The sequence below is a fragment of the Microbulbifer hainanensis genome, assembly GCF_014904735.1.
Lineage (GTDB): Bacteria > Pseudomonadota > Gammaproteobacteria > Pseudomonadales > Cellvibrionaceae > Microbulbifer > Microbulbifer hainanensis.
Map to the genome: position 1 here is coordinate 109259 of NZ_JACZCR010000004.1, position 12719 is coordinate 121977.

Below are 12719 nucleotides of genomic sequence, written 5' to 3' on the forward strand. Positions count from 1 at the left end.
AAATCCGCTATTGCCTCAGGTTCCGCTGGGGTCAGGGACCTCGGCATCGGCCATTTCCGGTGCCCGGGGCACAATGGTCTCTACGTAATTGCCGGCATCTTCAGCCCGTGCGTATCTGGCCGGAACCAGGCCCGCCAGCTGGTCGATACTCTTGGCCACCCAGGCGTTGTAGATGCCCATACCGAGCAATTCCATATTCTTCTCGTGCACAGATATCGCCTTTTCCTCGAACGGGTAGATCTGATCTTCGAGCGCCAGCTCGTATTCTTCCAATTCAAGCGGCGTCAGGTTAGTGGGCCTCTCCGACGTTTTCAGGGAACGACTGAAGTGCAGGTAGATTTCCGCCAGGTAGTAGGTCGCCGCGGCAGTCACATCTGCCACCTGGTAATCAATCAGGTCACTGTAGGCCTTAATCGCCGCCTTCATGCGCACACGCTTCTTATCCAGATTCTGCTTGATCGGTGCGACCAGCTGCACCTCGGTAAAGGCGTCAAAGCCAGGCTTCGCCAACGCCAACGCCGCATTGCCCGCCAGGTAGCGGGTGCGGTCATTGCGCTCACTACCACCACGGGATTCGGTTCGCACCATTTGCCGCAATTCATCCATATATTGCTTGTGCTGGCCGGTCGCTTTATAGAGATCGGCGATTTTCTGACGCGTTTCCAGTGCCGGCTCCATCGGTGTCGGGAACAGCTTGACGTAGCGGCGTAACACCACCAGGGCCTTATCGCTACTTTTCGCCGCACTGTAGAGATCCGCAGCCTGGGTAAGGGCCTCTCGCCGAACGTCGTCATCTTCCGATTCCCGCTCAATGCGCTCAAATTCGGCCGCAGCCAACAACAGCTCGCCGCTCTCCTGGTAAACCACTGCCAGTTTCTTGGTGACGTCCTTTATCAGCTTGTGTTTGGGGAAGTGTTGGCGGAAAGACTTAAGCACTGACGCTGCCTGCCCCCAGTCTTTTAAGGCAATCAGTGATGCTGCCGCGTCGTATTCTGCCGTCGCCAGAATTGAAGCGCCCGGGGCCGCTTGGCGAATGCGCAGGAAATGCTTGGCAGCAGTAGCCTGATCGCCCTGTTTGCGCGCAAGGTCGCCCTGCTGGTAGATCGCCGCAGCAAGGTTGTCCACAAGTCCGGCACGATCCTTGGCGTCGGGCGCTGTCAATGCCAATGCCTTGCCATAACCGTCCTCGGCATCAACAAAGGCTTCCGTATCAAATGACGCGTGGGCCACCAGCAGCCATGCCGATCGCCGGATATCGCTATCGGCTTTCGGGAATTTCTCCAGCAGCAGCCTGCCGTTGTGGATCGTCTGTGGGTAATCGCGCAACTTGTACAAGTCATCTACCGCACCAACCATCACCTGGGCCGCCTTTTCATGTGCCGGGAAAGTATCCGCAAATTGCAGGGACGAACGAATGACTTCCCGCATGGCCGGTGTGCGCTTATCTGCCAATGCGTCTTTAAGCACGGTATCCAGATGTTCGCGATAGGCGTAAACAGCGGCATAACCTGCCGCGCTGGAATTCTCGTGTGCTGGGTACTTGTAGGCCGTGCGCTCGTATTCCACGGCAGCATCGTGGAAACTGCGATTTTCCAGCATCAGGCCAGCAAGCTGGTAGTTGATTTCCGGCGCGCGCGGCTTATCACTGAACGACTTCAGATACTTGCGATACCAGTGAATGGCTTCGCGATAATGCTCCGCTTTCTTGTCTTTGAGCTTCTTGTTCTGGTAGGCCGCATGGTAGTGACTGGCCAGATCGATCAGGTTGCTCTGCAGAAACTCGACGACATCGCCGTATTCATTGATGTCGAAAACGTTCCAGTACTGCGCATCTAGTGCATAGGTAGTCGCAAACGTTTTCTTGGATTCCAATACGAGTTTCGGGAAGCCGCCCTTCTGGTAGATATCAATGACGCGGATGGAAAACTTCGCCGATACTTTGTGTAGAGGATTGCGCTCTACAAAAGTGTTGTAGGAATTCGCCGCGTCCTGATAGCGACGCTTGTCGAGATAGTATTCACCAAGGTGGCTGTAGACCAGGGATTCAAATTCCCGAGCGCCCTTGCGAGAGAAATAATCGACAATAGAGTCCGCCCCACCGAGATAGGAGAAGCTCAGGCTGACAACCCGGAAGGTATCTTCGATGTGCTTGCGCTCGACTTCGTTGGCGTGCTGCTCAAAATCGTAGCCTTGGGAAACCTTGTAATCGAGCATGGCGATAAAGTCGTCCAGCGCCATCTCGTACATATCCTGTTTGAACAGGGACCAACCGCGCTTGTACAGGGCCAGCTCGTAGAAGCTGGAAGCGACACCGATTTCAATAACCTTGCCGTACGCTTCCTCTGCGTCCAGATACTTCTTGCGGGTGAAATAGTATTCGCCCAGGCGGAAGTAGGACTCATCGATATGGCGGGAATTCGGGTATTTGGCGACCAGCTGGCGCAATACGTCTACCGCCTTGTCAATTTCCCCGATTTCCTCGTATGCACGGGAGAGCTGGTACATGACCTGGTCATTGCGATCGTACAGCGGGTATTTCACCAGCAGTTTGCGGTATAGCTTGATAGCCTCGCCTGCGTTCGCGGCCAGCATCGCATCCGGGTTGTCGCCCGGAACCGCAACCGGCGCATCGCTGGTCGGAACATCAATGCCCGCGCTGGCGCGGGCTTCAAATGCCTGATCGGATTCAGCCCGCCGGGTGTCACTTGAAGCAGGGCCCGCCGCTGTAGGCGCAGCAGCAACCGGCGCATTGATTTCCGCCGGTGCATCAAGTCGTCTATTACTGGCCTGCTGCTGCGTACTGTCCGCATCGATGGAAACCACGGCATCGCTGTGTGTCGCGGCAACCGCACCATCAATCGCCGCGTCTTCCGCCCTGTGTGCCTGCTTGATCTTCAAATCGGCAATACGGCGGATCGCCTCCGGCGTCAGCGCGGTTTCCGGTGTTTCCTGCAGGTATTTCTGATAACTGGCCAGCGCTTTCTCGAGGCTACCGTCAATATGCTGCTCTTTGATATCGATATCGACGTGCTTCAGGCTGCCGATGGTGCCGCGCTCGCTCATGCCTGCGCAACCGTTGAGAAGCAGCATTACGGATACTGCGGTCGTGCAACGACGTACCCGAATCGCATTGGCCAGTACGTTTCTCGTCAAGGGCTTCACTGCTCGCCCCCCTCTTGGCTATCCGGTGCTTCCAGTTCCGGCGGATTATCCTGTGGCAACGGCTCGCCTTCAGACGCCTTATGTTTTTCAATCTTGCGCTGGTCTTCGCGCTGTTCCTGCAGCTCATTGGCACGGTCATAGCTATCAGCCAGCGCAAAACGGGCCTTGATCTGGTAACTCTCCAGCTGCGCGCGGCGTCGATCCAGTTCATTGACCGCCAGGGTTTCCAGCATATTGCCCTGGCGCGCCATCAGGGTCTTCAGTCGACCCTGAGTATTCTGCAACTGTGCCCGCAGGCGGTGGATCGTTTCGTTGTAACCCACGTAACTCTGGGTAGCCGCCTGACGGCTGCGCACATAGGATTGATACACCGCTTGCAGTGCTTCGATTTCCTTGTTCAGTTCCTGCAGGTGTTTGTAGGCATCGGTCAGGCGCTGGTCGTATTCGGTCGCCAGCCGCCAATTCAGCACGCCTGCCAGCCGTGCAATGCGCTGACGGGTTGAATCGCTACTCGCTGGCGTCAACTGGGCATGCATCTGCTTCAGACTCAACAGCGCCCGCTGCTCTTCCGCCTTGGCGAGATACTCCGGCCGCCTGCTGACCAGCATCTGGTCGATACGCGCAGCAAATTTGTCGCGCTGTTCGATACGCACTTTTATACGTGCATCCAGCTGACGGAATTTGTGATCGAGATCCGGCAACAGCGGTTCGTAATAGGCCCGGCGCAGATCGATCAGGTTTTCATAGGACTTGAGACTATCCAGCCAACTTTCATTGCGCTCGTAGAGATCATTCAGATCGTGATAGTTGCGCAGGAATTCCTGGTAATCATTCGAAGCCATCAGATCCAGCAGGTAATGGGTTTCCGGGGCGCCCGGCAGCTGGCGCAGCGCCACCACCCAGTTTTGTACCTGATCGGCTTCTTTGCGGCGCAGAGCCTCGAGGAATTTACCTTCGCGGATACTCTTGATCGAGCTATTCAGTGTGTCGATTTCACGACCGAAGGCATCCAGTGCACGACCGTAGTTAATCGCCGCAGTACTGTGGACATCCAGTTTGCCGTAGGCATAGGGCACTGCCAGCATCGCCTCCTGAACGGCCTCGTTGGTGCCCTGCCGCGCCTGCAACATTTTCCAGGGCACCAGTGCGCGATCGTAGCGGCCCGCGCGGGCCTCCACCCAACCGGCACCCAGCAGGGCACGATTGGAAAAAGGGCCTTCCAGGTGCACCCGGTCGAAGTAAGGGCGCGCGAGCTCCAGCTGACCCGCATCCATCAGGTAATAGCCCAGCAGCAGGTTGGTCTTGTCGTACAGCGCCTGCTGCGCTGCATCGGAACTGCTGCGCTTGCCCAACGCCGTCAACTCCACAACACCGCGCTCTTCTTCACCGGACTTCAACAGTGCTATACCGAGGTTGTACTCGACAAAGCCGTCGAGGGACTTGTCGCCCTTCAGGTCATCGAGAATCGCCACAGCCTCGGCAAAGCGACCCAGCTCCATGTACACCTGAGCCCGCAGAAACTGCTCCTGCGGCCTGACCCGTTCTGGCACGCGGCCGTGGATCATTTCCAGCGCGTGCAGGGCATTGCGAGGCTGCTGCTTGTGGTACTGAATCTTGGCCAGTCGATAGGCGGCTTCATTGCGCACGGGCTGGGGGACATCGCCCTTGAGTACGGCTTCAATCGCGCGGCCCGCCTCGCGGTGCATGCGATAGGAAAGTTCGAGATCGCCTACACCAAATTCAGCCTGTCCCAGGTGGGCTGTAAACGGATCCCGCTCTGGCTCATCCAGATGGTGATACTGCTCCAGCTCGGTATCCAGCTCGACAATCGCATCGAAATAATTGTGCTGGTAGGCCTGAAACATGGCTTCGCCATAAAACAGGTCCTTCAGGTTGTGCTCCGAGGGAAGGGTATGCTCCGCGGGCGCTGTCGCCATCAGTGCACCGGGAAGCAGGCCCAATACCGCAGCCAGCACCCGCAGCGATGATGGGGCAGCGCCGAACAGAGCAGAAACCTGTCTGAAACGCATAGTTACCAGTCCTTGAAATTAATCGCGGACTCAGCACCGGCAATCTTTATCTCGACAAACTTGGGGCCCACCGCCTTGTCTACCTGATAGCTGGCATTGGCTCGGCGCTCGCTCCCTGACTCTGACTTACCGATAAAACTCACCTGTAGCGGGTGACTGCCGGCTTGCAGGTTGCCGGTAAAGATTTTCTGTACACCGCCTTTCTGCAGGGCCTCAATTTCCCGAAAAGTATACAAGTGGTGCGCAACCACCTTGTTGTCCAGCTTCACCTCAACGGATTCCAGATTGAACGCACTCGCGTCCGCAAGGGAAACAAAAAAAGAAACCTGCGTATTCGAAGGAAAGAGTAATTTTTCCTCCAACTGATCCAGTTCGGAGGTCAGCCCGATCACATCTTTTTTGACATCCTGAATCTGCTCGTCAAGTCCACGGATCTGGTCGCGACTGACATTCTGCGCGGATTGCGCAAAAACGACTGACGACAGCAGCATGAATATTGTTATTTGTAGAATTCTGAACATGTTAACTACCTCTGACCCTACCTCTAACAATGAGCGCCGTGAAAACTGCAACCACAGGTCGGTCGCCTGAAAAATGAATGCAAACAGGGGGCATTTGGTCAGCGGGATTGTATTGCAATCCGGGCACACTCAAATGTGAGGCAGATCAAATCTGACGCAATCCGGTACGATCGATTTATTCTCAAATAGCAGTGTTATTTCCGAATCTGAGCATGAACCAGGAAGCAAACTGTCGCGAGATGGCATACACGACCACAGGAAAAAGTGAACGCGTACGCAATTCACAGAAGAAGCCCAGGAAAATTGTGCGCGGTGCACGGTTCGCGCATAAGCCTCTATCTTGAGAACGGTGTAATGCTTTTCCGGCTTAAATGCTGAGGCTACCCCTCTACGTTCAGGCAAAAAAAAAAGCACACGCCTGCGCGAGTGCTTTTTTTGATGTGGTGCCCAGGGCGGGACTTGAACCCGCACGAGCATAGCTCACTACCCCCTCAAGATAGCGTGTCTACCAATTCCACCACCTGGGCTAAAACTGTTACTGCTGGTCTCCGTTATCGCCTTCCTTGTCGGAAGCCTCATCGGCACCAGCTTTCGGCGCTTCCGCTGCCGGGATATCTTCGGCAGACGGAACGTCGCTGCCTGACGGCTGCGTATCTTCAATCTGCGGTACGTCGCTGTCAACTGCCGGAGCTGCATTATCCGGAGCAGGCTGCTCTACGGCAGCGGGAGCCTGCGGCAGATCCGCATCGACATTGCTGGCAGAGTTGTGCTTGGCCAGCAGGGCCAGGCCAATACTGGTCACGAAAAATACGGTGGCCATAATGGCGGTCAGACGGGAAAAGAAATTCCCACTACCCTGGCTACCAAATACCGTCTGCGAGGCACCGGAGCCAAATGAGGCACCCGCTTCGGCACCTTTACCCTGCTGCAACAGGATCAGGCCGATAATGCTGAGCGCGGTCAGTACGTGAACGACTAAAACCAATTTTTCCATTTTCAGGAAACCCGCTGTTGAGGTCAGTGCGACCTGCTGTTTGAGCCCGCCGCGCGCCCTGCGCCGACAAACCCGTATTCTATATTCTTTCTACGCAGCGGTTCGGCAAATTTTGCCAAACTCATCCGCATCCAGTGAAGCTCCGCCAACCAGTGCGCCATCAATATCAGGCTGTGCGAACAGCTCTGCAGCATTGCCGCTTTTTACGCTGCCGCCATACAGGAGGCGTATCCCACTGCCCTTGGCTCCCAGCTGCTCACGAATAAAGTGATGCACTTCCTGAGCCTGCTCTGGGCTGGCCGTCTTGCCGGTACCTATTGCCCAAACCGGCTCATACGCGATTACCACTCGCTGCAACTCATCCTCGCTGGCGCGCCCGGTGACAGCCTGTAACTGCCTGGCAATCACTGACAGTGCCTGCCCCGCTTCCCGCTCCTGCAAGGTCTCGCCCACACACAGGATCGGGGTCAACCCCTCGCGCTGTGCAGCGAAAAACTTGTCAGCGACCAGCTCGTCGCCTTCTCCGTAGAGGCTGCGACGCTCGGAATGGCCCACAATGACGTAGCGCACATCAAAGTCCCGCAGCATGGCAGCAGAGACTTCACCGGTAAACGCACCGGAGGTCTCCTTGCTGAGATTCTGCGCTCCCAGAACGGCCCCGCGAACCTTTTCCGCCACCTGTGCCAGATAGGGAAATGGGGGGCAAACAACCACCTCTGCGGTAACGCCTTCGAGGTCAAGCGCGGCGAGAAACTGCTCGGCAAACTCTCGGCTGCCGTTCATTTTCCAATTTGCTGCTACCAGCGGTGTGCGCATGTGTGCTCCTTCAAGGGGCGCAAATCTTAGCGATATTGCCGCCAACATACAACCAGAAATCTACATTCCGTAACGCGGGAATAAGCGCCAGGATTAACTATTACCGATCCGCTCGACGACCTCGGCGATGCGGCCCGCCAGCTGCTCCACCTGGGCCCGGTCAGCCCCCTCCACCATGACCCGAATCAGCGGCTCGGTTCCGGAAGGACGCAGCAGTACACGACCGCGACCAGCCAGTTCACCCTCGGCGGCGCTGACCGCCGCCCTGACGTCGGTATGATCGAGCACGCCGTCGCGGTGCGCCAGGCGCACATTGATCATATGTTGTGGCAGCATATTCATGCGGCCCTTGAGCTGGTGCAGGGGTTCGCCGAAATCGCACAGCGCCCTCAGTACCTGCAGCGCGGAGATGATCCCATCACCGGTGGTAGTGGAATCGGCACAGATAATATGCCCAGAGGATTCGCCCCCGAGCTGCCAGCCGTTGGCACCCATCATCTCCAGTACATAGCGGTCACCGACTTTGGCGCGATCAAATGGAATCTGCCGCTCGCGCAGAGCCAGCTCAAAGCCGTAATTGCTCATCTGGGTGCCCACCACGCCATTGCAGCCACCGAGGAACTGCTGGCGGTGCAGCGCAATCATGAACAGCAGCTGGTCGCCATCGATCAACTCGCCGTTGCGGTCGACAAACAGGACCCGGTCACCATCGCCATCAAAGGCGATACCGAGATCGGCGCCGAGATCGCCGACCTTTCGCTGCAGTGCCTTTGGTTTGGTGGAACCGCACTCCAGATTGATATTAAGCCCGTCCGGACTGACGCCGATGGTGGTCACCTCGGCTCCGAGCTCTCGAAAGACTTTGGGCGCAATGTGATAGGTGGCGCCGTTGGCGCAATCCAGCACGATCTTCATCCCGTCGAGGGAAAAGCCCCAGGGGGTGGATGCCTTGCAGAATTCGATATAACGCGCGGCGGCGTCGTCGATACGCCATGCCTTGCCGAGATCGGCCGATGTGGTCATAGGCAGTTCCAACGCAGCCTCGATATCGTGCTCCACCTGATCCGGCAACTTGCTGCCTTCGGCGCTGAAAAACTTGATGCCGTTGTCATGATAGGGGTTGTGGGAAGCACTGATCACGATCCCAGCCTGCGCGTGGAAAGTGCGTGTCAGATAGGCAATTGCCGGGGTCGGCATGGGACCGAGCAGGCCGACATCGACGCCGGCATTGATCAATCCAGCCTCCAGCGCGGCCTCGAACATATAACCGGACACACGGGTGTCCTTGCCGATCAGGATACTGCTGCGACCGCTGCGCTTGCTGCCGGCCAACTCACCGAGCACTTTGCCGGCCGCATAGCCCAGGCGCAGCATGAAATCCGGAGTGATTACACCCTCACCGACGCGACCGCGGATACCGTCGGTGCCAAAATATTGTCTCGCCATCTTTTGCGTTCTCTTCCTTCGATTGCCACCCTGCTCGGGCGGCACATTATTCCGGGCAATCCACCAGCTGCTGCATTCGCAACACATCCACCGTGGCCGCGACATCGTGTACCCGCACTATCTTCGCGCCCCGCTGGGCGGCGAGCATGGCCAGTGCCAGACTGCCCGGTAGGCGCTCATCCACGGCGCGATCGAGGAGACGCCCGACCATGGACTTGCGCGACATACCCACCAGCAATGGGATATCCGATGGCGCCAGCTTTGGGAGGTTCCGCAGCAGGGCCAGGTTGTGTTCGTCGTTTTTGCCGAAACCGAAACCCGGATCAAAAATCATTCGCTCACGGGCGATTCCCGCAGCTTCACACGCACGCAGTCGGGCCATCAGGTAAGCACCCACTTCGGCCACGACATCGTCATAATTGGGGGCCTGCTGCATGCTGCCCGGCTGGCCCTGCATATGCATCACACATACCGGCAGATTCGTGGCGGCCGCCGCCTCGAGGGCGCCCGGACGCTCCAGGGCGCGTACATCGTTAATCAAACCCGCACCAGCCTCGGCCGAGGCGCTGATCACCACCGGGGTGCTGGTATCCACGGAAATCACCACATCCAGATTGGCGCGGATCGCCTCTACCACCGGGATGACCCTGTCCAACTCCTCCTGCTCCGATACCTGGGCCGCGCCCGGACGTGTGGACTCTCCACCCACATCGATAATAGTTGCCCCTTCGCTCACCATCTGTTCGGCGCGGGCGAGCGCCAGGCCCAGATCGAGCCCGCCGCTGGCATAGTAACTACCACCATCGGAGAAGGAATCCGGCGTGGCGTTGAGGATGCCCATTACCTGCGGGCGCACCAGATCCAGTGTTTGTCGGCCACACTCCAGTTTCATACATCCCCTCGCCATCCGATAAACCACTGCGCGCGGAGCATTCCGTATCGCAGTTTTATATTTCTTCCGATAAAAAAAACCAGGGCGGACCCTGGTTTTTTTTGCGCCGCAACTCGTGTCAGTGACCGTTCAGGGGGCCGCCCACCGGGTTGCCCTTGTCTGCCTCACCGCCGTCGCGGCCGGTGTCTGTATCGCTCACAGAGCCGCTACCTCCGGAACCCAGGTCGCTGTCGTGCCAGTCGCGTGGTGGCCGCACCTTGCGGCGCGCCATCAGGTCGTCGACCTGCTCGGCATCCAGGGTTTCGTATTCCATCAGCGCGTCTTTCATCGCTTCGAGAATATCCCGGTTCTCTTCCAGCAGCTTCTGCGCGCGCTCGTAGCAGCTGTCGATAATACGGCGTACTTCGGCATCGATATCGTTTGAAGTTTGACCCGAAACCGGGTTGCCGGCACCGGGCTGGCCGCTATCGTCTTCGCCATAGTGCAGCGGTCCGAGTTTTTCCGACAGGCCCCACTTGGTAACCATATTGCGCGCGAGCTCAGTAGCCCGCTCGATATCATTGGAAGCACCGGTAGTCACACCATCGATGCCGAGAGTCATCTCCTCGGCAATACGGCCGCCGAACAGCGAGCACAGCTGGGACTCGATGGCCCGCTTGGAAATACTGTACTTGTCCTCTTCCGGCAGGAACTGGGTCACCCCCAGGGCACGACCGCGCGGGATGATGGTGACCTTGTGTACCGGGTCGTGCTCAGGCACCAGGCGGCCGATGATCGCGTGACCGGCCTCGTGATAAGCGGTATTCACCTTTTCCTTCTCGTTCATGACCATGGACTTGCGCTCGGCGCCCATCATGATCTTGTCACGGGCACGCTCGAACTCATCCATGGTCACCACACGGCGGTTGGCGCGCGCGGCAAACAGCGCGGCCTCATTGACCAGGTTGGCCAGGTCGGCACCGGAGAAGCCGGGAGTACCTCGGGCAATGGTCTGCGCGGACACCTTGTCGTCCACCGGAACCTTGCGCATATGCACCTTGAGAATCTGTTCGCGGCCGCGGATATCCGGCAGGCCGACGAATACCTGGCGGTCGAAGCGCCCCGGACGCAGCAGTGCGTGGTCGAGCACATCCGGGCGGTTGGTCGCAGCGATGACGATCACACCCTCATTGCCTTCGAAGCCGTCCATTTCCACCAGTAACTGGTTCAGGGTCTGCTCGCGCTCATCGTGACCGCCGCCGACACCGGCGCCGCGATGGCGACCAACGGCGTCGATCTCGTCGATAAAGATGATGCACGGCGCCTGTTTCTTGGCCTGCTCGAACATGTCACGCACACGAGATGCACCGACACCGACGAACATTTCCACAAAGTCGGAACCGGAGATCGAGAAGAACGGCACCTTGGCCTCGCCGGCGATGGCCTTGGCCAGCAGCGTTTTACCGGTGCCGGGGGGGCCCGCCATCAGCACGCCGCGGGGAATGTTACCGCCCAGGCGTTGAAACTTGGTCGGATCGCGCAGGAACTCCACCAGCTCCTGTACATCCTCCTTGGCCTCGTCCACGCCCGCCACATCGGCAAAAGTGGTCTTAATCTGGTCTTCACCCAGCAGGCGCGCCTTGCTCTTGCCGAACGCCATGGGGCCGGAGCGGCCACCGGCGCCGCCCTGCATCTGGCGCATAAAGAACATGAAGACCGCGATGATGATCAGGATCGGGAAGCTCGCCACCAGCAGCTGCTGCCAGATACTGGGGGATTCGGGCTCGCGGCCGACGAATTTGACGTTGTTGCGCACCAGCTCGTTGGTCAGTTCATCGTCGATGATCTGCGGCTGGATGGTCTTGAAGTGGCTGCCATCGGCTTTCTCGCCAGTAATGACCAGACCGTCAACCACGACGCTCTGCACCTGGCCCGCCTGCACATCCTGCACAAATTCCGAGTAGCTGAGGGACTCATCCCTGGACTGCGGTTTGAAATTCTGGAAAACCATCAGCAGCACCGCTGCGATGATCAACCACAGTACAAGATTCTTTGCCATATCATTCAAAGGGGTCGCCCTCTCGCCTTAGCACTCAATTCCGATCACACCAGTATAGGCACGCATGCCTGCATGCCCGGCGCACCACAGCGCCGGTTATGCTTATACCATATTAGGGACATCGGTCAGAAATGACCCTTCATTAATTCCGCTCAGCCCTTGAAGCCCCGCGCCACTATATAGACTTCGCGCGAACGCGGTCTGGATGCGCCGGGCTTGCGGGTGACCACACTGTTATAGCTGCCGCGCAGGTCGCGGATCAACTCGTCAAAACCCTCGCCCTGGAAAACCTTGGCGACAAATGCACCACCGGGCTTGAGCACCTGGCGGGCCATGTCCACTGCCAGCTCCACCAGATACATGGAAGCCGGCTGATCGACTGCCCGCACACCACTCATATTGGGGGCCATATCCGAAATCACAAGGTCCGCCTTGTCCTCACCGAGACGTTCCAGCAGCTCACCGAGCACCGATTCCTCGGTAAAGTCGCCCTGCACGAACTCCACACCGGCGAGCGGATCCATCGGCAGGATATCCGAGGCCAGCACCCGGCCATTGTGACCAACCAGTTCCATCGCCACTTGTGACCAACCACCAGGCGCCGCCCCGAGGTCCACGACCGTCATGCCCGGCTTGAACAGGCGGTCTTTCTCCTGCAGCTCCTGCAGTTTATAGCTCGCACGAGAGCGGTAGCCCTCCTTCTGCGATTGTTTGACGTAGTGGTCGTTAAAATGCTCGCGCAGCCAGCGGTGGCTGCTTTTCGATCGGCCCATCGGGTACAATACCTACAATGACAACAGCTTTTACAGGAGCGGGCCCC

Annotated in this window: 9 protein-coding genes and 1 tRNA gene; all 10 read right to left on the reverse strand. The window is 58.1% G+C overall.

What is annotated here, in order from left to right; translation table 11 throughout:
* Positions 1 to 15 precede the first annotated feature (15 nt).
* On the reverse strand, positions 16 to 3162 hold the full coding sequence (locus IG168_RS02260; protein ID WP_404931982.1) for a tetratricopeptide repeat protein: 3147 nt from the start codon (positions 3160 to 3162) through the stop codon (positions 16 to 18).
* The gene (locus IG168_RS02265) at positions 3159 to 5192 is read right to left on the reverse strand and encodes a tetratricopeptide repeat protein (protein WP_193161524.1); all 2034 of its coding nucleotides are present in this window, start codon (positions 5190 to 5192) and stop codon (positions 3159 to 3161) included. Before IG168_RS02265 ends, IG168_RS02260 begins: the two co-directional genes overlap by 4 nt.
* Before the next feature lie 2 nt (positions 5193 to 5194).
* A complete protein-coding gene (locus tag IG168_RS02270) occupies positions 5195 to 5713 on the reverse strand; it encodes a hypothetical protein (protein ID WP_193161525.1) in 519 nt (172 codons plus the stop codon).
* Between the two features lie 441 nt (positions 5714 to 6154).
* Positions 6155 to 6240: transfer RNA gene (locus IG168_RS02275), tRNA-Leu, on the reverse strand.
* Between the two features lie 8 nt (positions 6241 to 6248).
* Positions 6249 to 6707, reverse strand: a complete 459-nt coding sequence (gene secG, locus IG168_RS02280) for a preprotein translocase subunit SecG (protein WP_193161526.1) — start codon at positions 6705 to 6707, stop codon at positions 6249 to 6251.
* Positions 6708 to 6797: 90 nt separating this feature from the next.
* A complete protein-coding gene (gene tpiA / locus IG168_RS02285) occupies positions 6798 to 7523 on the reverse strand; it encodes a triose-phosphate isomerase (protein ID WP_193161527.1) in 726 nt (241 codons plus the stop codon).
* A gap of 93 nt (positions 7524 to 7616) precedes the next feature.
* Positions 7617 to 8969: a phosphoglucosamine mutase gene (gene glmM / locus IG168_RS02290; protein WP_193161528.1), complete on the reverse strand. Its 1353-nt coding sequence runs from the start codon at positions 8967 to 8969 to the stop codon at positions 7617 to 7619.
* Positions 8970 to 9015: 46 nt separating this feature from the next.
* On the reverse strand, positions 9016 to 9861 hold the full coding sequence (folP, locus tag IG168_RS02295) for a dihydropteroate synthase (RefSeq protein ID WP_193161529.1): 846 nt from the start codon (positions 9859 to 9861) through the stop codon (positions 9016 to 9018).
* A 118-nt stretch (positions 9862 to 9979) separates the two neighbouring features.
* Positions 9980 to 11899 (reverse strand): ATP-dependent zinc metalloprotease FtsH, encoded by a 1920-nt coding sequence (gene ftsH, locus IG168_RS02300; protein ID WP_193161530.1) that lies wholly within the window; start codon positions 11897 to 11899, stop codon positions 9980 to 9982.
* A 152-nt stretch (positions 11900 to 12051) separates the two neighbouring features.
* On the reverse strand, positions 12052 to 12672 hold the full coding sequence (gene rlmE, locus IG168_RS02305; RefSeq protein ID WP_193161531.1) for a 23S rRNA (uridine(2552)-2'-O)-methyltransferase RlmE: 621 nt from the start codon (positions 12670 to 12672) through the stop codon (positions 12052 to 12054).
* Positions 12673 to 12719: the final 47 nt, after the last annotated feature.

Bases quoted from the DNA above. Each gene is read 5' to 3' on its own strand.
- IG168_RS02265 (WP_193161524.1), bottom strand. From the start codon at position 5,192: ATGCGTTTCAGACAGGTTTCTGCTCTGTTCGGCGCTGCCCCATCATCG.
- ftsH (WP_193161530.1), bottom strand. From the start codon at position 11,899: ATGGCAAAGAATCTTGTACTGTGGTTGATCATCGCAGCGGTGCTGCTG.
- rlmE (WP_193161531.1), bottom strand. From the start codon at position 12,672: ATGGGCCGATCGAAAAGCAGCCACCGCTGGCTGCGCGAGCATTTTAAC.
- folP (WP_193161529.1), bottom strand. From the start codon at position 9,861: ATGAAACTGGAGTGTGGCCGACAAACACTGGATCTGGTGCGCCCGCAG.
- secG (WP_193161526.1), bottom strand. From the start codon at position 6,707: ATGGAAAAATTGGTTTTAGTCGTTCACGTACTGACCGCGCTCAGCATT.
- tpiA (WP_193161527.1), bottom strand. From the start codon at position 7,523: ATGCGCACACCGCTGGTAGCAGCAAATTGGAAAATGAACGGCAGCCGA.
- IG168_RS02270 (WP_193161525.1), bottom strand. From the start codon at position 5,713: ATGTTCAGAATTCTACAAATAACAATATTCATGCTGCTGTCGTCAGTC.
- glmM (WP_193161528.1), bottom strand. From the start codon at position 8,969: ATGGCGAGACAATATTTTGGCACCGACGGTATCCGCGGTCGCGTCGGT.